At 61.3% G+C, this 22,213-nt stretch carries 21 protein-coding genes; 13 read left to right on the forward strand and 8 right to left on the reverse strand.

Annotation, left to right across the window (positions count from 1 at the left end; all coding sequences use genetic code 11):
* Window positions 1–164: 164 nt before the first annotated feature.
* Entirely contained in the window at window positions 165–1,016 is an 852-nt protein-coding gene (locus QCBJ_RS05450; protein ID WP_012723084.1) for a glycine betaine ABC transporter substrate-binding protein, read from the reverse strand.
* A gap of 332 nt (window positions 1,017–1,348) precedes the next feature.
* On the opposite strand from QCBJ_RS05450, the gene QCBJ_RS05455 reads away from it, so the two are divergent.
* Window positions 1,349–2,902 (forward strand): glycosyl hydrolase family 17 protein, encoded by a 1,554-nt coding sequence (locus QCBJ_RS05455; RefSeq protein ID WP_093546151.1) that lies wholly within the window; start codon window positions 1,349–1,351, stop codon window positions 2,900–2,902.
* A gap of 79 nt (window positions 2,903–2,981) precedes the next feature.
* Here the strand turns inward: QCBJ_RS05455 and QCBJ_RS05460 are convergent, their stop codons facing one another.
* Complete coding sequence (locus QCBJ_RS05460) at window positions 2,982–3,350, reverse strand: hypothetical protein (RefSeq protein WP_102060268.1); 369 nt, start codon at window positions 3,348–3,350, stop codon at window positions 2,982–2,984.
* Window positions 3,351–3,586: 236 nt separating this feature from the next.
* On the opposite strand from QCBJ_RS05460, the gene QCBJ_RS05465 reads away from it, so the two are divergent.
* On the forward strand, window positions 3,587–4,885 hold the full coding sequence (locus tag QCBJ_RS05465) for a serine/threonine protein kinase (protein ID WP_046033851.1): 1,299 nt from the start codon (window positions 3,587–3,589) through the stop codon (window positions 4,883–4,885).
* Window positions 4,878–5,666 (forward strand): VacJ family lipoprotein, encoded by a 789-nt coding sequence (locus QCBJ_RS05470; protein ID WP_012723080.1) that lies wholly within the window; start codon window positions 4,878–4,880, stop codon window positions 5,664–5,666. Before QCBJ_RS05465 ends, QCBJ_RS05470 begins: the two co-directional genes overlap by 8 nt.
* Before the next feature lie 53 nt (window positions 5,667–5,719).
* Here the strand turns inward: QCBJ_RS05470 and QCBJ_RS05475 are convergent, their stop codons facing one another.
* Window positions 5,720–6,634, reverse strand: a complete 915-nt coding sequence (locus tag QCBJ_RS05475; RefSeq protein ID WP_102060269.1) for a DUF808 domain-containing protein — start codon at window positions 6,632–6,634, stop codon at window positions 5,720–5,722.
* 134 nt (window positions 6,635–6,768) lie between these two features.
* On the opposite strand from QCBJ_RS05475, the gene QCBJ_RS05480 reads away from it, so the two are divergent.
* The gene (locus tag QCBJ_RS05480; protein ID WP_012723077.1) at window positions 6,769–7,374 is read left to right on the forward strand and encodes a TetR/AcrR family transcriptional regulator; all 606 of its coding nucleotides are present in this window, start codon (window positions 6,769–6,771) and stop codon (window positions 7,372–7,374) included.
* Between the two features lie 146 nt (window positions 7,375–7,520).
* Here QCBJ_RS05480 and QCBJ_RS05485 read toward each other — a convergent pair whose 3' ends face one another.
* A complete protein-coding gene (locus tag QCBJ_RS05485) occupies window positions 7,521–7,961 on the reverse strand; it encodes a heme-binding protein (protein WP_012723076.1) in 441 nt (146 codons plus the stop codon).
* A gap of 256 nt (window positions 7,962–8,217) precedes the next feature.
* Here QCBJ_RS05485 and gcl point away from each other — a divergent pair, with 256 nt between their 5' ends.
* From gcl to QCBJ_RS05525, 8 genes are all read left to right on the forward strand, one after another.
* Complete coding sequence (gene gcl / locus QCBJ_RS05490; protein ID WP_012723075.1) at window positions 8,218–9,993, forward strand: glyoxylate carboligase; 1,776 nt, start codon at window positions 8,218–8,220, stop codon at window positions 9,991–9,993.
* Window positions 9,994–10,003: 10 nt separating this feature from the next.
* Window positions 10,004–10,786, forward strand: a complete 783-nt coding sequence (hyi, locus tag QCBJ_RS05495) for a hydroxypyruvate isomerase (RefSeq protein WP_012723074.1) — start codon at window positions 10,004–10,006, stop codon at window positions 10,784–10,786.
* Window positions 10,787–10,931: 145 nt separating this feature from the next.
* Entirely contained in the window at window positions 10,932–11,822 is an 891-nt protein-coding gene (locus QCBJ_RS05500) for a 2-hydroxy-3-oxopropionate reductase (protein WP_012723073.1), read from the forward strand.
* A gap of 108 nt (window positions 11,823–11,930) precedes the next feature.
* Window positions 11,931–13,211 carry a glycerate kinase gene (locus QCBJ_RS05505; protein WP_012723072.1) on the forward strand — a complete coding sequence of 427 codons (1,281 nt, stop codon included), beginning with the start codon at window positions 11,931–11,933 and terminating at the stop codon, window positions 13,209–13,211.
* Entirely contained in the window at window positions 13,201–14,616 is a 1,416-nt protein-coding gene (gene pyk / locus QCBJ_RS05510) for a pyruvate kinase (protein ID WP_046035720.1), read from the forward strand. The genes QCBJ_RS05505 and pyk overlap by 11 nt, the downstream gene beginning before the upstream one ends.
* Before the next feature lie 34 nt (window positions 14,617–14,650).
* Entirely contained in the window at window positions 14,651–15,526 is an 876-nt protein-coding gene (locus QCBJ_RS05515; RefSeq protein WP_102060270.1) for an urea transporter, read from the forward strand.
* A 31-nt stretch (window positions 15,527–15,557) separates the two neighbouring features.
* Window positions 15,558–16,382 (forward strand): ion transporter, encoded by an 825-nt coding sequence (locus QCBJ_RS05520; RefSeq protein ID WP_102060271.1) that lies wholly within the window; start codon window positions 15,558–15,560, stop codon window positions 16,380–16,382.
* 105 nt (window positions 16,383–16,487) lie between these two features.
* The gene (locus QCBJ_RS05525; protein ID WP_033897617.1) at window positions 16,488–17,492 is read left to right on the forward strand and encodes a sulfate ABC transporter substrate-binding protein; all 1,005 of its coding nucleotides are present in this window, start codon (window positions 16,488–16,490) and stop codon (window positions 17,490–17,492) included.
* Between the two features lie 118 nt (window positions 17,493–17,610).
* Here the strand turns inward: QCBJ_RS05525 and QCBJ_RS05530 are convergent, their stop codons facing one another.
* Window positions 17,611–18,225, reverse strand: a complete 615-nt coding sequence (locus QCBJ_RS05530) for a DUF5666 domain-containing protein (RefSeq protein WP_012723067.1) — start codon at window positions 18,223–18,225, stop codon at window positions 17,611–17,613.
* Window positions 18,226–18,401: 176 nt separating this feature from the next.
* Between QCBJ_RS05530 and QCBJ_RS05535 the strand changes: the two genes are divergently transcribed.
* Window positions 18,402–19,598, forward strand: a complete 1,197-nt coding sequence (locus tag QCBJ_RS05535) for an MFS transporter (protein WP_012723066.1) — start codon at window positions 18,402–18,404, stop codon at window positions 19,596–19,598.
* 9 nt (window positions 19,599–19,607) lie between these two features.
* Here QCBJ_RS05535 and QCBJ_RS05540 read toward each other — a convergent pair whose 3' ends face one another.
* The 3 genes from QCBJ_RS05540 to QCBJ_RS05550 form a co-directional block, all read right to left on the reverse strand.
* Window positions 19,608–21,140 (reverse strand): M10 family metallopeptidase C-terminal domain-containing protein, encoded by a 1,533-nt coding sequence (locus QCBJ_RS05540; RefSeq protein ID WP_102060272.1) that lies wholly within the window; start codon window positions 21,138–21,140, stop codon window positions 19,608–19,610.
* A 389-nt stretch (window positions 21,141–21,529) separates the two neighbouring features.
* Entirely contained in the window at window positions 21,530–21,934 is a 405-nt protein-coding gene (locus QCBJ_RS05545; protein ID WP_102060273.1) for a type II toxin-antitoxin system HicB family antitoxin, read from the reverse strand.
* 11 nt (window positions 21,935–21,945) lie between these two features.
* A complete protein-coding gene (locus QCBJ_RS05550; RefSeq protein ID WP_102060274.1) occupies window positions 21,946–22,134 on the reverse strand; it encodes a type II toxin-antitoxin system HicA family toxin in 189 nt (62 codons plus the stop codon).
* Between the last annotated feature and the right edge of the window lie 79 nt (window positions 22,135–22,213).

Here is a 22,213-nt window from a genome sequence, read left to right on the forward strand (position 1 = left end):
TCGTTGGTTCATGGGGGACTCTTGGTTCCAGGGCATGATCAGTTACCTCCTGATCATGCGTATTAACCTGTAAACCATGTCCCCGGTTAGAAATGTAAACGATGTCCCCGGTTTGTACCGGTGCAAGCCCCCTCCCACAGGGGGTGTATCAAGGCATTGGGGAGTTACTTACCGATCCACTCGGCCACACGCTCAGGGTGCTTGGCCACCCAATCCTTGGCCGCGGCATCCGGCTTGGCGCCCTCTTGGATAGCGAGCATGACTTCGCCGATTTCGTCCTTGGAGGCCCACTGGAATTTCTTCAGGAAGGCCGCGACTTCCGGCGCTTTCTTCTCCAGGCCCTTGCTGCCGATGCTGTTGACGGTTTCAGCAGCACCATAAATCCCTTTTGGATCGTCCAGGAAGCGCAGCTTCCATTTGGCGAACATCCAGTGTGGCACCCAACCGGTGACCGCAATGGATTCCTGTTTGTCTTCGGCACGGGTCAACTCGGCGATCATCGCCGCGCCCGAGCTGGCTTGCAGCTTGTAATCAAGGCCGTATTGCTTGATGGCTTCGTCGGTCTTGAGCATCACGCCTGAACCGGCGTCGATGCCGACGATCTTGTTCTTGAAGGTGGTATCGGTCTTGAGGTCTTCGATGGACTTGGCCTTGACGTACTCCGGCACGATCAGGCCGATCTTCGCGTCCTTGAAGTTAGGGCCGTAGTCGACCACCTTGTCCTTGTTCTTCGCCCAATACTCACCGTGCGTCACGGGCAGCCAGGCGGAGAGCATGGCATCGAGTTTGCCGGTGGCGACACCCTGCCACATGATCCCGGTGGCGACCGCTTGCAGTTTCACGTCATAACCGAGCTTTTGCTTGATCACCTCAGCCGCCACGTGCGTGGTGGCAACGCTGTCAGACCAGCCATCCACATAGCCGATGCTCAGGGTTTTGCTGTCGGCGCTGGCCAGTGTGGAGCTCATCGCAACTACCAGAGTGGCAGCTGCGCCCAAGAGTCGTCGCATCTTCATCGTACTTCCCCGAAAGTGCTGCGCCCGGCGGATGCCGAGCGACGTCAACCTGTTGTTATGTGGTGCACCGCGCCCCCTTCACGCGCATCGATCACGGTAGTGCGCCGTCAGCGGAGTACTGACGCTTCGATCATCAACCTGCCGAGACCTTCGACCTGCTCTGTCAGCGACCTTGTGCAAGCAGGAAACGACATCACATAGCCAGTAGGACGCTTTGTAGGATTTGACGCCAGAATCCCGCCCGAACTTTGCATGTCAAAATTATGCTGCCCCACTGGGAAGGGCTAAATCCGGGTAAGATGCGCGCCTTTGCTCCTCCAGATAAGCCAACCATGCCCGCGACCGCCCGCTTCCCTGCCCTCCCCTATTGCTTCGCCTTGATCCTTGGCCTGCTGGCCATGATCGGCTACTGGTATGGCCTCGGCCGGCCGGTGGTACTGCCCGACGTCGCCAGCGCAACGCACAAGATGCAGTGCGCGTCCTACACGCCGTTCGATAAGGACCAATCGCCGTTTGACCAGCCGTTCACCCTGCGTCCGGAGCGCATGGACGCTGACCTGGCCCTGCTGGCGACCCGCTTCGAGTGCATTCGCACCTACTCCATGACCGGCCTGGAAGCCTTGCCGGAAATGGCACGCAAGCATGGCCTTAAGGTGATGGCCGGCGCCTGGGTCAGCAGCGACCCGGTGGCGACCGCCAAGGAAGTCAACGAATTGATCGCCGCGGCCAACGCCAACCCTGACGTCGTGACCTCAGTGATCGTCGGCAACGAAGCGCTGCTGCGCAAGGAAGTCACCGCCAAACAGCTGGTGGCGCTGATCCACACCGTCAAAAGCCAGATCAAGCAGCCGGTGACATACGCGGATGTCTGGGAATTCTGGCTGCAACACCCGGAAATCGCGCCGGCGGTGGACTTCCTCACGATCCACCTGTTGCCGTACTGGGAAGATGAGCCGTCCGGCATCGACCAGGCCCTCAAGCACGTAGGTGACGTGCGCCAGACCTTTGGCAACAAGTTTGCGCCCAAGGACATCCTGATCGGTGAAACCGGCTGGCCCAGCGAAGGCCGCCAGCGCGAAACCGCCGTGCCAAGCCGGGTCAACGAAGCCAAGTTCATGCGCGGCTTCGTGGCCATGGCCGAGGCCAATGGCTGGCGTTACAACCTGATCGAAGCCTTTGACCAGCCGTGGAAGCGCGCCAGCGAAGGCGCCGTGGGCGGTTACTGGGGCCTGTTCGATGCCGACCGCCAGGACAAGGGCATTCTCGCCGGGCCCGTGACCAATGTGCCTTACTGGCCACTGTGGCTGGGGGTGGGCGGGATCATCCTGCTGGGCGCCTTGGTGCTGGGTGGTCGTGTACGCAGTGTGCGTGCCGCTATCGCCCTGCCGCTGCTGGGCGCCGTTGCCGCATGCGCCATCGGCACCTGGGCTGAACTGACCCGCGTTACCGCGCGTTTCAATGATGAATGGGTGTGGGCAGGCTTGCTGGTGGTGTTGAACCTGCTGGTGCTGGCTCACGCGGCACTGGCCCTGAGCGCCCGGGAAGGTTGGCGCGCACGGGCCTTCAACTGGCTGGAACAGCGCGCGGGCTGGCTGGTGGCGATTGCCGGATTCGCTGGCGCGGTGATGATGCTGGCGTTGGTGTTTGACCCGCGCTATCGCAGCTTCCCGACGGCGGCGCTGGTAGTGCCGGCCTTGGTGTACCTGGTGCGGCCGGTGACCGGACCGCGTCGGGAGATTGCGCTGCTGACCTTTATCATCGGTGCGGGCATTGCGCCGCAGTTGTACCGTGAAGGGTTGTTGAACCAGCAGGCGTGGGGTTGGGCGATGGTTAGCCTGCTCATGGTTGCAGCCTTGTGGCGCTGCTTGCGGGTGCGCAAGCTCTAAAACCGCTATCGGGGGCAAGCCCCCTCCCACAGTTGGAATGCATTCCCCTGTGGGAGGGGCTTGCCCCGATGAGGCCCTATCAGGCGATGCGGGGCTTCCTGACCAACCGCAACCCCGCAATCACCACCGCAAACACCGCAAACGTGGTGTTGTACAACGCCAGCGCCGGCAAACCGAAGACCATCCCCAGCACCGCCAAACCCCACCCGGCACGACCCGGCACGAAAAACGCCAGCACCGACGTGATCAGCGCCGCCCAGCCCAGCACCTTGAAGTGGATCATCAACCCCAGGTTCGAACGCAACTGGCATTCCCAACGGCTGGCTTCGTCCGCACAGATGCCGACCCACTGGCCATCTTCCATAAAGCCATAGCGCGCACCGTAACTGGCGGCCAGCCATAGCGGCAGTGCAACAAGCAGCAAAATCAGCGGCAAACGACGGGACATGAGGCACTCCGATAGGCAAAAACGGCGCTCAGCTTAATGCCCCGCCGGCCATTAGCAAGGCGCATATACACAATTAGTGTTCACCTACACGTGTCAAAGTGTATCGTCTGGCTACTATTACCCCGATTCCGACGTTTTTTTCCGACATTTCGTGCCGAGTGATGGCACTTCGGCGATAGGACGGCGGTCATAGCCTGCGAACTTCATTAAGCACGTTTCCTCCTAGGGATTAAGTCATGCTCCGTTCCTTGCGCTGTGCTGCCTTACTGGGCAGCCTTTTTCTGAGTGCGTCAGCACTGGCCGTCGATATCGACCAAGCCAGCTATGGCTACCCTTTGACCAACCCATTTGAAGCGACTATCGCCACCACACCGCCCGACCTTCGGCCCAAATTGCCGAACGATGACGAGATCAACCAATCCGACTACACCTTGAACATGCGCCCCGAGCGCGAGTTCAGCCTGCCGGACAACTTCTGGGCGGTGAAGAAGCTCACCTACCGCATCGCCAAGCAGGATCGCGCCGCGCCGCTGATCTTTCTGATCGCGGGCACCGGGGCAAGGTTTGACAGCAGCATCAACGAATACCTGAAAAAGCTCTATTACCAGGCCGGCTACCACGTGGTGCAACTGTCGTCGCCCACCAGCTTCGACTTCATCAGCGCCGCCTCGCGCTTCGCGACTCCGGGGATCACCCAGGAAGACGCCGAAGACATGTACCGCGTGATGCAGGCCGTGCGGGCGCAGAACGCCTCGCTGCCGGTGACCGACTTCTACCTCACCGGCTACAGCCTCGGCGCCCTGGATGCGGCGTTTGTCAGCAAGCTCGACGAGACCCGTCGCAGCTTCAACTTCAAGAAAGTGCTGCTGCTGAACCCGCCGGTCAACCTCTACACCTCGATCACCAACCTCGACAAGCTTGTTCAAACCGAAGTGAAGGGCATCAACAACACCACCACCTTCTACGAGCTGGTGCTGAACAAGCTGACCCGTTACTTCCAGCAAAAGGGCTACATTGACCTCAATGACGCCCTGCTCTACGACTTCCAGCAATCCAAGCAGCACCTGACCAACGAACAGATGGCCATGCTGATCGGCACCTCGTTCCGCTTCTCGGCGGCCGACATCGCCTTTACCTCGGACTTGATCAACCGCCGTGGCTTGATCATCCCGCCGAAGTACCCGATCACCGAAGGCACCAGCCTCACGCCGTTCCTCAAGCGTGCGCTGCAATGTGATTTCGATTGTTACCTCACCGAACAGGTGATCCCGATGTGGCGAGCCCGTTCCGACGGCGGCAGCCTCTTGCAACTGGTCGACCAGGTCAGCCTGTACGCCCTTAAGGACTACCTGCACACCAACCCGAAGATCGCCGTCATGCACAACGCCGACGACGTAATCCTCGGCCCTGGCGACCTCGGTTTCCTGCGTAAAACCTTCGGCGATCGCTTGACCGTCTACCCGCTGGGCGGCCACTGCGGCAACCTTAATTACCGCGTCAACGCCGACGCCATGCTGGAGTTCTTCCGTGGCTAAATATCTTCTGCTGCTTGCCGCCTTGATGTGCGCAGGCGTGGCCAATGCCGACAACAGCAAGGCCCATGAGCCGGTCAACGTGGGTGCCGACGGGTTCAAGGAACCGCTGACCAAGCTCAAGTTCAACCCGGGCCTGGACCAGCGCGAGTTCGAGCGTTCGTCGCTGACCGCACTCAACGTGTACGACCCACTGGAATCGTGGAACCGTCGCGTGTACCACTTCAACTACCGCTTCGACCAGTGGGTGTTCCTGCCGGTGGTCAACGGTTACACCTATGTGACGCCCAGCTTCCTGCGCACCGGCGTGAGCAACTTCTTCAACAACCTGGGCGATGTGCCCAACCTGTTGAACAGCCTGCTTCAGCTCAAGGGCCACCGCTCCCTGGAAACCACCGGGCGCCTGCTGGTCAACACCACTATCGGCATCGCCGGCCTGTGGGACCCAGCCACCGCCATGGGCCTGCCGCGCCAGAGCGAAGACTTCGGCCAGACCCTAGGCTTCTACGGCGTGCCCGGCGGCGCCTACCTGGTGCTGCCGATCTTCGGCCCATCGAACCTGCGCGACACCGGCGGTTTGCTGGTCGATTACACCGCCGAAACCCAGATCAACTTCCTCAACGTGGCCGAAGTCAGCTCCAACCACCCGGAAGTCTGGGCCCTGCGCGCGGTCGACAAGCGCTACCAGACCAGCTTCCGTTATGGTCAGATGAACTCGCCGTTCGAGTATGAGAAGGTGCGGTACATCTATACGGAATCACGCAAGTTGCAGATTGCGGAGTAAACGCTCACAAAAAAGGCCATTCAATTGAATGGCCTTTTTTATTGCCGCCCGTATCAGGCCTTCAGCGCTTTCCACGCCTTGCCGACCACGCTGACCACCGCCAGCACCACCGCGCCGGCAATGATCCCCGCTACACCGTTCAGCAACGTCGGCACCAGCCACGCCGCCCCGCCCGCGCCCTGGCTGACCGTCTCGATCCAGTGATGCACCACCGGCACGCCATGGGTGAGAATGCCGCCGCCCACCAGGAACATCGCCGCTGTACCGATCACGGAGAGGCTCTTCATCATGTAAGGCGCCGCCCGCAGGATCGCGCCGCCGATACTGCGTGCCACTTGGCCAGGCTTCTGGGTGAGCCACAGGCCCAGGTCATCCAGCTTGACGATGCCAGCCACCAGCCCGTAGACGCCGATGGTCATGACAATGGCAATGCCGGATAACACGACCACCTGCTGCATCAACGGCGCGTCAGCCACAGTGCCGAGGGTGATGGCGATGATTTCGGCCGAGAGGATGAAGTCGGTGCGGATAGCGCCTTTGATCTTGTCCTTTTCAAAGGCCACCAGATCGGTGGCCGGGTCGGCCACGGCCTCGACCAACTGCGCACGTTCAGCCTGGTCTTCGGTCTTGCTGTGCAGGAATTTATGCGCGAGCTTCTCGAAACCTTCAAAACACAGGTAGGCACCCCCGAGCATCAGCAACGGCGTCACCGCCCACGGCGCGAATGCACTGATCAGCAAAGCGGCCGGCACCAGGATCAACTTGTTGACGAACGACCCTTTCGCCACCGCCCACACCACAGGAATTTCCCGCTCTGCGCGCACCCCGGAGACCTGCTGGGCATTGAGCGCCAAGTCATCGCCGAGCACGCCGGCGGTCTTCTTCGCCGCCACTTTTGTCATCAGGGCAACGTCATCGAGTACCGCGGCGATATCGTCGATCAACACCAACAAACTGCTTCCTGCCATGAATCGGGCTTCCATTAGAGAGGGAGGGGCCGAGCATAGCGCGGTGCAACGCTTTACGGGCACATTGTTGAGGCTCGCGGATGGCCGGTGCTACCATGCGCAACCGCCTGTCCTGGCAAGGAAACCTCTGGTTTATGAGCACCATTCGCGAGCGCAACAAAGAAAAAATCCTGCGGGCGGCCAGCGAGGAGTTTGCCGACAAAGGCTTCGCCGCGACTAAAACCAGCGACATCGCCGCCAAGGCCGGGCTGCCAAAGCCCAACGTCTATTACTACTTCAAGTCCAAGGACAACCTCTACCGCGAGGTGCTCGAGAGCATTATCGAGCCGATCCTGGCCGCTTCCACGCCGTTCAATCCGGACGGTGAGCCTTCGGTGGTGCTGAGCAACTACATCCGCTCAAAAATCCGCATCTCCCGCGACCTGCCGTTTGCCTCCAAGGTATTCGCCAGCGAAATCATGCACGGCGCCCCGCACCTCAGTGCCGACCAGGTCGAACAGTTGAACGCCCAAGCCAAGCACAACATCGCGTGCATCCAGCATTGGGTCGATCGCGGCCTGATCGCGGCGATTGACCCCAATCACTTGATGTTCAGCATCTGGGCGGCCACGCAGACGTATGCGGACTTCGACTGGCAGATCTCGGCGGTGACCGGCAAGGCCAAGTTGGATGAAGCGGATTACGAAGCGGCGGCGCAGACAATTATCCGGTTGGTGCTCAAGGGATGTGAGCCGGACTGATAGACCGTGGCGTCTGTGCCAATCGGGGGCAAGTCGAATCGTCGCACCGCCCCTCCCACATTTGACGGTGTTCACAATTCAAGTGTGGGAGGGGCGGTGCGACGATTCGACTTGCTCCCGATGAGGCCCTAACAGTCAACGAAAAATCAAGCAGACACCCCCGCATCCGCCATCAACCCCACCCCCTCGATCGCCGTGATCGCACACTGCTCATCAATATCCGACGTATCCCCGCTGATCCCGATCGCGCCCAGCACCACGCCTTCCTGATTCCGAATCAACACCCCACCCGGCGCCGGCACCACGCTGCCCTGCCCCAGGCTGTTCAGCGCGGCGATAAACGCCGGGCGTTGCTGTGCGTCCAGTGCCAGCAGGCGTGAGCCCTTGCCCAGGGCAATCGCGCCCCAGGCCTTGCCGATGGCGATCTGCGGGCGCAGCAGGCTGGCGCCGTCTTCGCGCTGCAGGGTGATCAGGTGCCCGCCGCTGTCGAGCACCGCAATGGTCAGCGGCGCTGCCGACAGGGTGCGCCCTGCAGTGAGGGCCTGGCTGGCCAGTTGGGTGGCGAGTTTCAAGGTTAAAGCGCTCATGGTGCCGTCCTTCTTTTGTTATTGGGAATGCCGTGGCGGTCTGAATGATCAGATGCTTGATCAAACAAATAGAACACAATGGCTTTTAATTTTGTATACAATATTTTCGCACAAAGGCTCCATACGTCGAAAAAACCCGTTCCGACGAACGCAAAGGCCAGTCTATAAAATGCATTGACCTATGCCGCTCGCCGTGAATACACTTTGGCCAGACACCACTTGTATACAATTACAAAACGCAAGAGGCACCAAAATCATGAGCAAAATGAGAGCAATCGAAGCCGCCGTCCTGGTGATGCGCCGTGAAGGCGTGGACACCGCCTTCGGTATCCCAGGCGCCGCGATCAACCCGCTGTACTCGGCCTTGCAGAAGGTGGGTGGCATCGATCACGTCCTTGCTCGCCACGTTGAAGGCGCCTCCCACATGGCCGAGGGTTACACCCGGACCAAGGCCGGCAATATCGGCGTATGCATCGGCACCTCGGGCCCGGCGGGCACCGACATGGTCACCGGGCTGTACAGCGCCTCGGCCGACTCGATCCCGATCCTGTGCATTACCGGCCAGGCCCCCCGCGCCCGTATGCACAAGGAAGACTTCCAGGCCGTGGACATCACCAGCATCGTCAAACCGGTGACCAAGTGGGCGACCACTGTCCTGGAGCCGGGCCAAGTGCCGTACGCCTTTCAGAAAGCCTTCTACGAAATGCGCTCCGGCCGCCCCGGCCCGGTGTTGATCGACCTGCCGTTCGACGTGCAAATGGCCGAGATCGAATTCGACATCGACGCCTACCAGCCACTGCCCCTGGCCAAGCCGTTGGCAACCCGCATCCAGGTCGAGAAAGCCCTGGCCCTGCTGGACCAGGCCGAGCGACCACTGCTGGTCAGCGGTGGCGGCGTGATCAACGCCGACGCCAGCGACTTACTGGTTGAGTTCGCTGAACTCACCGGCATCCCGGTGATCCCGACGCTGATGGGCTGGGGCACCATCCCGGACGATCACCCACAGATGGTGGGCATGGTCGGCCTGCAAACCTCCCACCGCTACGGCAACGCGACCCTGCTCAAGTCGGACGTGGTGCTGGGCATCGGTAACCGCTGGGCCAACCGCCACACCGGTTCGGTCGAGGTCTACACCGAGGGCCGCACGTTCATTCACGTCGACATCGAGCCGACGCAGATTGGCCGCGTCTTCACCCCGGACCTGGGCATCGTGTCCGACGCCGGTTCCGCACTGACGATGTTTATCGAAGTCGCCCGCGAATGGAAAGCCGCCGGCAAGCTCAAGGACCGCAGTGCCTGGCTGCACGACTGTCAGCAACGCAAAGCCACCCTGCACCGCAAGACTCACTTCGACAACGTGCCGGTCAAGCCACAGCGTGTGTATGAAGAAATGAACCAGGTGTTCGGCAAAGACACCTGCTACGTCAGCACCATCGGCCTGTCGCAGATTGCCGGCGCGCAATTCCTGCACGTGTACAAGCCACGCCACTGGATCAACTGCGGCCAGGCCGGCCCGCTGGGTTGGACCATCCCCGCCGCTCTCGGCGTGGTCAAGGCCGACCCGAGCCGCAAGGTGGTGGCACTGTCGGGCGACTATGACTTCCAGTTCATGATCGAAGAACTGGCCGTGGGCGCGCAGTTCAAGCTGCCGTACATCCACGTGGTGGTGAACAACTCCTACCTGGGTTTGATCCGCCAGGCCCAGCGCGGGTTTGAAATGGACTACTGCGTGCAGCTGTCCTTCGACAACCTCAACGCCCCGGAACTCAACGGCTATGGCGTGGACCACGTCGCCGTCGCCGAAGGCCTGGGTTGCAAGGCCCTGCGCGTGTTCGAACCCGGCCAGATCGCACCGGCACTGCGCCGTGCCGAGGCAATGATCGAAGAATTCAAGGTGCCGGTGATCGTTGAAATTATTCTGGAACGTGTGACCAACATTTCCATGGGCACCGAGATCAACGCCGTCAACGAATTCGAAGACCTGGCACTGGTCGGCAACGATGCGCCGACTGCCATTTCCCTGCTCGATTAAGGAGAACCTTATGCCGCGTTTCGCCGCCAACCTGTCCATGCTGTTTACCGAACAGGACTTCCTTGCCCGTTTCAAAGCGGCCGCCGATGCCGGCTTCGAAGGTGTCGAGTACCTGTTCCCGTATGAATTCAGCTCCGCCGAAATCAAGGCACAACTGGACGCCCACGGCCTGACCCAGGTGCTGTTCAACCTGCCGGCCGGCGACTGGGCCAAGGGCGAACGCGGCCTGGCGTGCCACCCTGACCGGATCGAGGAATTCCGTGCTGGGGTCAAGCTGGCGATTGCCTACGCCGAGGTGTTGGGCAACACCCAGATCAACTGCCTGGCGGGCATTCGACCACAAGGCATTGATGACAAGACCCTGGAAAAAACCTTCGTCGCCAACCTCAAATACGCCGCCGAAAAGCTGCAAGCGGTGGGCATCAAGCTGGTGATGGAAGCGATCAACACCCGCGACATTCCAGGCTTCTACTTGAACAACACGGCGCAGGCCCTGTCGATTCGCGAGCAGGTCGGCAGCGACAATCTGTTCCTGCAATACGACATCTATCACATGCAAATCATGGAAGGCGACCTGGCCCGCACCATGGCCGCCCACTTGGAAGAGATCAACCACATCCAGCTGGCGGATAACCCAGGGCGCAACGAGCCGGGGACCGGGGAGATCAACTACCGCTTCCTGTTCGAACACCTGGACCGCATCGGGTACCCGGGTTGGGTCGGCTGCGAGTACAAGCCGTTGACCACCACCGAAGCGGGGCTGGGTTGGCTCAAGACCCATAACGCCATCTAACCAACACGACGCAACACCAATGTGGGAGGGGGCTTGCCCCCGATAGCGGCGGGTCTGTCAGTACTGTTTTACCTGACACACCGTCATCGGGGGCAAGCCCCCTCCCACAGGGGACCTGCGGTGTAATAACAAGAGGATTTTCGTCATGGCTAAAATCGGATTCATCGGCACCGGCATCATGGGCCAACCCATGGCCGCCAACCTGCAGAAAGCAGGTCACCAACTGTTCCTCTCCGAGCATCACGGCAAGGCCCCGCAAGCGCTGCTCGACGCGGGTGCCGTGGCCCTGGCCAACCCGCAGCAAGTGGCGCAGGAAGCCGAGTTCATCATCGTCATGGTGCCGGACACCCCGCAGGTCGATGACGTGTTGTTCCGCAAAGACGGCGTGGCTGCAGGCCTGTCGCCGAACAAAGTGGTGATCGACATGAGCTCGATCTCCCCCACCGCCACCAAGGCGTTCGCGGCGAAGATCAACGAGACCGGCGCGCAGTACCTGGATGCACCGGTGTCCGGTGGTGAAGTCGGCGCCAAGGCCGGCACCCTGAGCATCATGATCGGTGGTGAGCCGCAGACCTTCGAACGCGCCTTGCCGCTGTTCCAGGCCATGGGCAAGAACATCACGCTGGTGGGCGGCAATGGCGATGGCCAGACCGCCAAGGTTGCCAACCAGATCATCGTCGCGCTGAACATCCAGGCGGTGGCCGAAGCGTTGTTGTTCGCCGCCAAGAACGGCGCCGACCCTGCCAAGGTGCGTGAAGCGCTGATGGGCGGCTTTGCTTCGTCGAAAATCCTCGAAGTGCATGGCGAACGCATGATCAAGGGCACCTTCGATCCGGGCTTCCGTATCAACCTGCACCAGAAGGACCTCAACCTGGCCCTGGCCGGCGCCAAGGAGCTGGGGATCAACCTGCCGAACACCGCCGGCACCCAACAGGTGTTCAGCACGTGCACGGCGATTGGCGGCGGTAACTGGGACCATTCGGCGCTGATCAAGGGGCTGGAGCATATGGCGAATTTTTCGATTCGCGATAAATAGCCCCTGATGAAATGCAATCAAAGTGTGGGAGGGGGCTTGCCCCCTCCCACACTTTGATCGCATTCCAAGCCTCACCTCTAATAACAAGAATCCCCCGGGAGCCCGCTTATGTCGGTCGATCCGCAACACCTGCTTCGCGAGCTGTTTGCCACAGCCATCGACGCCGCCCACCCCCGGCAAGTCCTCGAACCCTACCTGCCCGCCGACCGCAGCGGCCGTGTGATCGTGATCGGCGCCGGCAAGGCCGCCGCCGCCATGGCCTTGGTCGTGGAGAACGTCTGGCAGGGCGAAGTCACCGGCTTGGTGGTCACCCGTTACGGCCACGGCGCGCCCTGCCAGAAAATCGAAGTGGTCGAAGCTGCCCACCCCGTGCCCGACGCCGCCGGCCTGGCGGTGGCCCAGCGCGTGCTGGCGCTGATCAGCAACCTCGGCGAAGACGACCGTGTGATTTTCCTGCTGTCCGGCGGCGGCTCTGCCCTGCTGGCCCTGCCCGCCGAAGGCATCACCCTGGCCGACAAACAGGCGATCAACAAAGCCCTGCTCAAATCCGGGGCGACCATTGGCGAGATGAATTGCGTGCGCAAGCACCTCTCGGCGATCAAGGGTGGCCGCCTGGCGAAAGCGGCCTGGCCGGCGACGGTGTACACCTATGCGATTTCCGATGTGCCCGGCGACCAGGCCACGGTGATCGCCTCCGGCCCCACGGTCGGCGACCCGAGCACCTCGCAACAGGCCTTGGCGATTCTCAAGCGCTACCACATCGACGCCCCGGCTTCAGTGCGCAGCTGGTTGCAGAACCCGGCCTCGGAAACCGTCAAGCCCGGCGACCCGGTGCTTGCCCGCAGCCACTTCCAATTGATCGCCCGCCCCCAGCAATCCCTGGAAGCGGTGGCGGTAAAAGTGCGCCAGGCCGGGTTCAGCCCGTTGATCCTGGGCGACCTTGAAGGCGAAGCACGGGACGTGGCCAAGGTGCACGCCGGCATAGCCCGGCAGATCGTCCAGCACGGCCAGCCGCTGGCGGCGCCGTGCGTGATCCTCTCCGGCGGCGAAACCACCGTGACCGTGCGCGGCGATGGCCGTGGCGGGCGCAATGCGGAATTCCTGCTGAGCCTCACCGACAGCCTCAAAGGTCTGCCCGGCGTCTACGCCCTGGCCGGTGATACCGACGGCATCGACGGCTCGGAAGACAACGCCGGCGCGATCATGACGCCGTGCAGTTACCGCCGCGCCGAAGCGCTCGGCCTGTCGGCCAGCGACGCGTTGGATAACAACGACGGCTACGGCTATTTCGCCGCCCTCGACGGTTTGATCGTCACCGAGCCGACGCGCACCAACGTCAACGACTTCCGCGCCATCCTGATCCTTGAGACTGCCAAACATGACGCCTGACAAGAAGGTCAAAATCCTCGCCACCCTGGGCCCGGCCACTGACGGTATCGATGACATCCGCGAGCTGGTGGAAGCCGGCGTGAATATCTTCCGGCTCAATTTCAGCCACGGCGACCATGCCGACCACGCCCAGCGCTACCAGTGGATTCGCCAGGTGGAGCGCCAGCTGAATTACCCGCTGGGCATCCTCATGGACCTGCAAGGGCCGAAGCTGCGGGTCGGGCGGTTTGCCGAGGGCAAGGTGCAGTTGGTACGCGGCCAGGCCCTGCGCCTGGACCTCGACGAAACACCCGGTGACCAACGCCGGGTCAACCTGCCTCACCCGGAAATCATCCAGGCCCTTGAGCCCGGCATGGACCTGCTGCTGGACGACGGTAAGTTGCGCCTGCGGGTGATCACCAAACACGCCGACGCCATCGACACCACGGTGCTGAACGGCGGCGAATTGTCTGACCGCAAAGGCGTGAACGTCCCACAAGCTTTGCTGGAACTCAGCCCACTGACCGCCAAGGACCGGCGCGACCTGAGCTTCGGCCTGGAACTGGGTGTGGACTGGGTGGCGCTGTCGTTCGTGCAGCGCCCGGAGGATATCCGCGAAGCCCGTGAGCTGATCGGCGACAGAGCCTTCCTGATGGCCAAGATCGAGAAACCCTCGGCCGTGCAGCGCCTGCGGGAAATCGCCGAACTGAGCGACGCAATCATGGTGGCCAGAGGCGACCTGGGCGTGGAAGTGCCGGCCGAGAGTGTGCCGCAGATCCAGAAAGACATCATCAGCACCTGCCGCCAGCTGGGCAAACCGGTGGTGGTGGCCACGCAGATGCTGGAGTCCATGCGTTTCTCCCCGGCGCCGACCCGTGCCGAAGTTACCGATGTCGCCAATGCCGTGGCCGAAGGCGCGGACGCGGTGATGCTGTCGGCGGAAACCGCCTCCGGTGAGTACCCGCTGGAGGCCGTGCAGATGATGAGCAAGATCATCCGCCAAGTGGAAAACGGCCCGGACTACCAGGCCCAGCTGGATGTCAGCCGGCCCAAGGCGGATGCCACAGTGTCGGACGCCATCAGCTGCGCGATCCGCCGCATCAGCAGCATCCTGCCGGTGGCGGTATTGGTGAACTACAGCGAGTCGGGCAGCTCCAGCCTGCGCGCGGCGCGGGAACGGCCGGTGGCGCCGATCCTCAACCTCACGCCGAACCTGTCCACGGCACGGCGCTTGAGCGTGGCCTGGGGCGTGCATTCGGTGGTCAACGACCGCCTGCGCCAAGTGGATGAAGTGTGTTCCACCGCGCTGGAGATCGCGCAGGCGCAGGGCATGGCGCAGCGTGGGGACACGTTGGTGATTACGGCGGGGGTGCCGTTCGGGCAGCCGGGGTCGACCAATTCACTGCGGATCGAAACCCTACTCTAATCCTCTGTGGCGATCCCCCTTAGAAACTCGACCCATGCACAACCAAACCTGCCCCGACTGGGCCGAAGCCCTGCTCAACGGCTTCAGCCAGATCTTCCTGCAACGCCATCCCCTGTGTGGCCTGCTGTGCCTGCTCGCCATCCTGATCGGCGCACCGGCCCTGCTGGGCGGGGCGCTGCTCGGTGGCGTGGCGGGCTTGCTCACGGCCCAGCGCCGGGGCTATCCCAAGGTTGAACGCCAGGCCGGGCTTTATAGCTATAACGGTGTGCTGCTGGGTGTGTTGCTCAGCCAGCACTTCGTCTGGTCGGCGTTGTTGCCGCCGCTGATCCTGGCGTGCGGCGGCTTGAGTGCGATCCTGACGCGGCACTGGTTGAAACACGCCAGCCAGCCCGATGACTTGCCGGCCTATACCGCACCTTTTGTCGGCCTTGGCTGGTTACTGCTGGGCACGGTACCGCCGAGCACGTTTGCCGTGACCGAGTCGGACACCCTGGCCCTGCTCACCGCGCCCTTCACCGGCCTGGCGCAAATCATGCTGCTGGATCAGCCGGTGGCCGGTGCCTCCATTGCACTGGGCCTGTGGCTGGCCAACCGCCGCGCCTGCGTATGGGCCCTGATCGGCGCCAGTGCCGGCATGCTGATCGCGCTGTGGCTGCAGGAACCCGCCAGCGCCCTCCTCGGCCTGCACGGCTATAACCCGGCGTTGGCCGCCGTGGCACTGAGCCAAGTGCGTCGCCAACCCTGGCTGCCGCTGCTCGGCATCCTGCTGGCGATCCTCCTCACGCCAGGCTTTGCCGCCCTGCACCTGCCCGCGCTGACCGCACCGTTCATCCTCGCCTGCTGGCTGGTGCGCGCAGGCGCCCGAGTGCTGCGCAAACCCCGCATGGACAGGCCCTTCGAATCCCCCTAGGCTTGCTCGATATTCGATTCGGGCGGGATTTATGGACAGCAACAACGACTGGCGCCAGCGGCTCTACGTCATGGTTTTTCAAAGTGACACGGTCGCCGGGCGGCGCTTTGACGGCATCCTGCTGTTGATCATCCTCGCCAGCCTGGTGATCGTGATGCTCGACAGCATCGACCAGATACACCAGAACTATGCCGATGTGCTGGCCTACATCGAGTGGGGCTTCACGCTGATCTTCCTGATCGAGTATGGGTTGCGCCTGTATTGCTCGCCCAAGCCGTTGCGCTATGCCTTCAGCTTTTATGGGTTGGTGGATTTGCTGGCGATCGTGCCCGGCATCCTTGCGCTGTATTACAGCGACGCGCAGTACCTGCTGATCATCCGCATCATCCGCATGCTGCGGATCTTCCGCGTGCTCAAGCTCAGCCCCTACCTCAAGCAAGCCAATTACCTGATGGCGGCGCTGCGCGGCAGCAAGCAGAAGATCGTGGTGTTCCTGGTCAGCGTGTGCACCTTGGTCACGGTGTTCGGCACCTTGATGTACGTGATCGAAGGCCCGGAACACGGCTTTACCAGCATCCCGAAAGGCATCTACTGGGCCATCGTCACGCTGACCACCGTGGGCTTTGGCGATATCGTGCCGAAGACGCCGCTGGGCCAGGTGATTTCGTCGCTGGTGATGATCACCGGTTATTCGATCATTGCCGTGCCCACCGGTATTTTCACCGCCGAACTGGCCAGTGCCATGCGCGGTGAACAACTGCAAACCGACTGCCCGGTGTGCAAGAAAAACAGCCATGAGCCTAATGCGGCCTTTTGCTCGCGCTGTGGCAATGCGCTTTTTAAGAAAGAGGAATAAGCAAAGTGCGTTTTAATCTTTAAACGTCTATGCGGCGCCAGCTATAGTCGCTGGCAAATTGCCCTCACTCAATCGACAACCTTCTCGAACAACAAGGAATGAGCAGTGAAAAAACTCGTTAGCGCCTCTCTCCTGGCCGCCGGCCTTGCCCTGGCGGGCGCCGTCCAGGCTGCCCCCGTCACACTGCTCAACGTCTCGTATGACGTAATGCGCGACTTCTACAAGGACTACAACGCCGCCTTCCAGAAACACTGGGAAGCCGAGCACCCGAACGACAAGCTGACCCTGCAGATGTCCTTCGGCGGCTCCAGCAAACAAGCGCGCTCGGTGATCGACGGCCTGCCGGCTGACGTGATCACCATGAACATGGCCACCGACATCAATGCCCTGGTCGACAACGGCAAACTGGTGCCGGACAACTGGGTCACCCGCCTGCCGAACAACAGCGCGCCGTTCACCTCGGCCACCGTGTTTATCGTGCGCAAAGGCAACCCCAAAGCCCTGAAAGACTGGCCGGACCTGCTCAAGGATGGCGTGCAGGTGATCGTGCCCAACCCGAAAACCTCGGGTAACGGCCGCTACACCTACCTGTCGGCCTGGGGCTATGTGCTCAAGAACGGCGGCGACGAAAACAAAGCCAAGGCGTTTGTCGGCAAACTGTTCAAACAGGCCCCTGTGCTGGACACCGGTGGCCGTGCCGCTACCACGACCTTCATGACCAACCAGATCGGCGACGTGCTGGTGACCTTCGAGAACGAAGCCGAGATGATCGCCCGTGAATTCGGGCGTGATCAGTTCGAAGTGATCTACCCAAGCGTCTCCGCCGAAGCCGAGCCGCCGGTGTCGGTGGTCGACAAAGTGGTCGAGAAGAAAGGCACCCGCGTGGCCGCCGAAGACTACCTGAAGTACCTGTGGTCGCCGGAAGGCCAGGAAATCGCCGCCAACAACTACCTGCGTCCGCGTGATCCGAAAGTACTGGCCAAGTACACCGACCGCTTCCCGAAAGTCGACTTCCTGTCGGTGGAGAAGACCTTTGGTGACTGGCGCACGGTGCAGAAGACTCACTTCAATGATGGCGGCGTTTTCGACCAGATCTACAGCGGCCAGTAATTGATAAATGTGGGAGGGGGCTTGCCCCCGATGGCGGTATATCAGCTGGTTTATCCGTTGGCTGACACACTGCTATCGGGGGCAAGCCCCCTCCCACATTTGGCTCCGTGTTTGGCCGTTACATCGGCGGTGTCACGCCGTCTTTGCCGGCTGAGATGGCTTGGGCCGTGATAGTCCCATCCGCCCCCTGCGCCGCAAACAACACCACCTTCACGCCCGCCTTGAGCAAACTGCGATCCCCCGGTTCCAGGTTGACGATCGGCACATCCTCCGGCACGACGATCTTCTGTTCGCCGCCTTTGTATTTCACGGTCAACGTCCGCCCGTTGCTGACCACCAGGTCGCCGACGGTGCCGTTGGTCATGCTGCTGCCTTCTTTCAGATCAAACGCGCGATGCCCGTCGCCCGTACCGGCCATGGCCGGGGGGAACACGTGCACTTCCAGCGCGGTCAGGCTGCCGTCGGCATTGGGCATGGCGGCGGAGCCAATGTAGCTGCCGGGCTTGATCTCATCGATTTTGGCCAGGGTGACCGCGCGCACCTGGGTGGCCGGGGTGAGGTGCACGATGACGTCCTCGCCGCTGTTGACCTTGACGTGCATCGCATCGCCCTCCATCGCCGTAATGGCGCCGCGCACACCCACTCGTGGGGCGTCCGCAGCCTGGGCGAGGCCAACGGCCATGGCGGCGGCAAGCGTGGAAGCCAGGAGCATCTTGTTCAACGTGATTTTCATGACAGTCAATTTCCTGTTTCGGCAGTTGTGCCTGAATGTATCATCAGGCCTCGCGCAGAAAGTTAACGATTCACTCATCATTACCGGGCATGAGTGTTATCACTGCCGACGGCCTACCCCGGCTACGGTGTTGTCTTTAGGCTCGCCCCACTTTCCTTCGCTTTTATGAGAACACCATGAACGCTACTTCTCACGCTACAACCACCATGACCCGGAGCATGGTGATGCTGTTTGCGTTTTGCTGCGGCGCGATCGTCGCCAACATCTACTACGCGCAACCGATCATCGAGCTGATCGCACCGGACATCGGCCTCACGCCCGCCATGGCCAGCCTGATCGTCTCGCTGACGCAAATCGGCTACGCCCTGGGCCTGTTTTTCCTGGTGCCGTTGGGTGATCTGCTGGAAAACCGCAAGCTGATGATCGCCACCACCGTACTCGCTATCGCCAGCCTGTTGGGGGCAGCGGTCACCGAGCAGCCGAACCTGTTCCTGCTGGTGTCGCTGTTGATCGGTTTCAGTTCGGTGTCGGTGCAAATCCTGATTCCACTGGCCGCGCACCTGGCACCCGCCGAGTCCCGTGGCCGGGTGGTCGGCAGCATCATGGGCGGCCTGTTGCTCGGTATCCTGCTGGCTCGGCCGGTGTCCAGCGTAGTGGCGGACCACTTCGGCTGGCGCGCGATGTTCATGGCGGCGGCGGCGTTGATGGCGTTTATCAGCGTGGTGCTGCTGATCACCATCCCCAAGCGCCAACCCGACCACAGCGCCAGCTACGGCCAACTGCTGCGCTCCCTCGGCACCTTGCTGCGTGAGCAACCGGTACTGCGCCAACGCGCGTTTTACCAGGGTTGCATGTTCGCCACCTTCAGCCTGTTCTGGACCGCCGCCCCACTGGAACTGGCGCGCAATCACGGCCTGAGCCAAAGCGAGATCGCGCTGTTTGCCTTGGTCGGTGCACTGGGTGCCATCGCCGCGCCTATCGCCGGGCGCCTGGCCGATGCCGGCCATACCCACCGCGCGTCGCTGTTGGCCATGCTGTTCGCCGCGTTGAGTTTCCTGCCGGCCTTCGTGCACCCGCTGTACAGCGTGATCGGCTTGGCCGTGACCGGTGTGGTCCTGGATTTCTGCGTGCAGATGAACATGGTGCTCGGCCAGCGTGCCATCTACGCCCTCGACGCTAACAGCCGCAGCCGCTTGAATGCGCTGTACATGACCAGCATCTTCATCGGCGGCGCCTTCGGCTCAGCCATTGCCAGCAGCGTGTATGAACACGGCGGCTGGCTGGGCGTGATGCTGGTGGGCAGTGCATTCCCGTTGGTGGCGTTGCTGCGGTTCCTGAGTGCTTCGCGCCAGGGCACGGCCGCCACCGCTTGAGTGGTGGAATCAGGGCTGTTTTTTTCCAGCGGATGCCTGGCCGGACGACGACGTTAGCAGGCTCAGCAACTGCGAGAAGATCGCTAGCAATGTGACGACAAAGATGTGGATCACGCCAGCGGTACTGTCCTGCTTTTTATCCGGCAAGGGCGCGGGAGTGGGGGCAGGCGCCGGGACAGGCGCCGGTGTGGGAGCAGGCGCCGGCTTGGGCAAGGGTGAGACCTCCGGTGCCTGACCGCCCCACCGCACATCGGCCGGCTTGATCTCGCCCTTACTCTTGACCAACAAGTCCGCAGTGCCCGTTCCTTTCAGGTCAATGGCCAGGCTTGACTGGCCCGTACTGGCATCCTGCTTAAGCACTGCTTCACCCGCTCGACCAGTGAACCGATCGGTAAATACCAGGCCACGGACACCCGCGTCCTTCAACGCACCCGACACGTCGATTCTATCGGTACCGCTGGTGAAATCCTCGATCATGTCAGGCTGGTCCGGCGTGGAGTCACTGGCCTTGTCGTAGACAAAGGTATCCGCGCCACCCCCGCCTCTCAGGGTATCAGCCCCTCCACCGCCCTTGAGCCGATTAGCGGCATCATTCCCCGAGAGCGTGTCCCGGCCGGCGCCGCCCATTGCGTTTTCAATCGTGCAGCCCTTGGCAATCGACACATTGCCCTTCAACCCGCCCACATCGGAAAACGATTCGGCGTTCAGGTCGATGTTCTGGTCCTGGGCAAACCCGGAGAAATCCATCGTGTCGACACCCCCACCGTCCCACACACAGAAGACCGGTTTGTCCGTGGCGCTTTTGAGGCTAAACGCCTCCCTTTCGGTATTGGAATTGAAGCCATAGGTGGTGTCGGTGTTACGGGTTTGATGGTTGGCACCGTACAGGCGTTGTGCTGCGGCGATATCGTCCATCATCGGCGCGGACGGGCTCTGGTTCTTGAAGTCATGGCCCTTCTGATTTTTCTCCGAAAAGTAACTCATGACAGTGCGCGCATGCGTATCCCCTGCGTAGGTCGCGCCAGTCTGGTAATTGGGGTTACCGCCGTTGTAGTCACCCGGATGATGCAGACCGATGGCGTGGCCTATCTCATGAATGGCAGTCAGCGAAAAGTGACTGCCCAATGCGGCTGAGCTGTTCCCGCCCTGTGTGCCAAGCGTGGCCGTGGTGTGAGAAGTGGTACGGTTCGGAGAGGTCGCGACACCACGATCGCTGCGTGGATTGTTGCGCACGTTGAGCGTGCCGTCCGAGCCGCCTGACTGCTCGCGAAAGTTGATATTGGCAACATCCTGCCAAGACTGCAGCGCCTGGCGGACGCGTTGCTGCTGCGGTTGAGTGAAACTGTTGTCTACCGTGTAATGCACATCGACGGTCGAATCATCATTACGGTCATGAAAGCGCAGGTTTTCCCGCGAGAGTTGTTTGGCTGCCTGGTCCGTTGTGTAGGCGGGCTTATTTCCAGCCCCCGCACCAAACGGGCCGGGGTCCGATACCGGCAGGTTATTAAGAGGACTCATACTGCGCAGGTCATAGTTATTCATTGTGCGGCGCCTTCAGTGTGAATAAAAAGAGCCGAATCAAGCCAATTCGGCGTTCGAGTAACCCAGAACGCCGGCCAACCGACCGTTGATCCGCCGTTCTAGAGATACGCTCGCACGCTGAAAAACTGGACACCAACGTAGATGTGGTTCTAACCGCAACACTTGCGCGGTTCGACATACGCGGCGATATAACTAAGCATTCATTTGCAATTTAAACACTCGACAACACAACAACCTGAACGGCATCACGTTGTTTTTGCAGGAAAAAAACAAGATCTAAAAAAACAGGTGTTGTTCAAGTACGCGGTTTTCCGAAGGGTGAGGACATATCTGTTCAACGTTCTTCAAGGCATCCAAAACGGCGCCGGTGGCCGCAGTGGGCGCCCCCGTCAGGACCGCACCAATTTCTCAAGCGCGGCATCGGCCAGGAATGAAGAACGGCTTTTGACCTTGTGCTCGCGCACATAACGGTCAATACGCTGGATGACATAACCGGGCAAGGTCACATTGATCTTCTCGGTCTTGCCCAAGTAGGGCGTGACGTCCAGCTCCAACATGCCCCAGCCCATTTCGGCGTAGTCTTCGTTCGCGTGATGATGGGCCACCGACGTTGGCATCGGAATCACCCCGCCCTCTGCGGCGATCTCTTGCAGCATGATGTGTGCGACTTCCACGGCGGCGTTGTAGGCCTCTTCAAAACTGTCCCCGGCGGTGACTGCGCCTGGGATATCGGGGATCTGGATACCGGTGGCGGTGAAGTCATCGCCCCATTCGATACAGATTGGGTATTGCATGAATGCTCTCCTTAAAACTGAAACAAACCGGCGCGTTTCCTGATGCTTCTGACGGTGCCCAGCGGCAGGTCCTTCTTGGGATGCGACACCGGAAGGGTGTACGGGTTATAGCGATGGGTAAAAATATGATGACTGCCGGTGACCCGATCCAATACCCAACCTGCCTCTTGCAGTTCCTTGATCCATAACCTGCTTTGCACCCCAGCCTCCTTGGCTTGGCCTGAAAAAAAGTAACCCTAGAGTTATCTTTACTCAAGCACAAAATACCCATCCCTGACT

This window comes from Pseudomonas sp. QC2, assembly GCF_002859085.1.
GTDB classification, from domain to species: domain Bacteria; phylum Pseudomonadota; class Gammaproteobacteria; order Pseudomonadales; family Pseudomonadaceae; genus Aquipseudomonas; species Aquipseudomonas petroselini.

Coding starts and splice junctions, on each gene's coding strand:
- QCBJ_RS05480 (WP_012723077.1), top strand. CDS start 6,769: ATGAGCACCATTCGCGAGCGCAACAAAGAAAAAATCCTGCGGGCGGCC.
- QCBJ_RS05465 (WP_046033851.1), top strand. CDS start 3,587: ATGCTCCGTTCCTTGCGCTGTGCTGCCTTACTGGGCAGCCTTTTTCTG.
- QCBJ_RS05460 (WP_102060268.1), bottom strand. CDS start 3,350: ATGTCCCGTCGTTTGCCGCTGATTTTGCTGCTTGTTGCACTGCCGCTA.
- pyk (WP_046035720.1), top strand. CDS start 13,201: ATGACGCCTGACAAGAAGGTCAAAATCCTCGCCACCCTGGGCCCGGCC.
- QCBJ_RS05535 (WP_012723066.1), top strand. CDS start 18,402: ATGAACGCTACTTCTCACGCTACAACCACCATGACCCGGAGCATGGTG.
- QCBJ_RS05455 (WP_093546151.1), top strand. CDS start 1,349: ATGCCCGCGACCGCCCGCTTCCCTGCCCTCCCCTATTGCTTCGCCTTG.
- QCBJ_RS05475 (WP_102060269.1), bottom strand. CDS start 6,634: ATGGCAGGAAGCAGTTTGTTGGTGTTGATCGACGATATCGCCGCGGTA.
- QCBJ_RS05505 (WP_012723072.1), top strand. CDS start 11,931: ATGTCGGTCGATCCGCAACACCTGCTTCGCGAGCTGTTTGCCACAGCC.
- QCBJ_RS05515 (WP_102060270.1), top strand. CDS start 14,651: ATGCACAACCAAACCTGCCCCGACTGGGCCGAAGCCCTGCTCAACGGC.
- QCBJ_RS05500 (WP_012723073.1), top strand. CDS start 10,932: ATGGCTAAAATCGGATTCATCGGCACCGGCATCATGGGCCAACCCATG.
- QCBJ_RS05540 (WP_102060272.1), bottom strand. CDS start 21,140: ATGAATAACTATGACCTGCGCAGTATGAGTCCTCTTAATAACCTGCCG.
- hyi (WP_012723074.1), top strand. CDS start 10,004: ATGCCGCGTTTCGCCGCCAACCTGTCCATGCTGTTTACCGAACAGGAC.
- QCBJ_RS05520 (WP_102060271.1), top strand. CDS start 15,558: ATGGACAGCAACAACGACTGGCGCCAGCGGCTCTACGTCATGGTTTTT.
- QCBJ_RS05530 (WP_012723067.1), bottom strand. CDS start 18,225: ATGAAAATCACGTTGAACAAGATGCTCCTGGCTTCCACGCTTGCCGCC.
- QCBJ_RS05450 (WP_012723084.1), bottom strand. CDS start 1,016: ATGAAGATGCGACGACTCTTGGGCGCAGCTGCCACTCTGGTAGTTGCG.
- QCBJ_RS05545 (WP_102060273.1), bottom strand. CDS start 21,934: ATGCAATACCCAATCTGTATCGAATGGGGCGATGACTTCACCGCCACC.
- gcl (WP_012723075.1), top strand. CDS start 8,218: ATGAGCAAAATGAGAGCAATCGAAGCCGCCGTCCTGGTGATGCGCCGT.
- QCBJ_RS05485 (WP_012723076.1), bottom strand. CDS start 7,961: ATGAGCGCTTTAACCTTGAAACTCGCCACCCAACTGGCCAGCCAGGCC.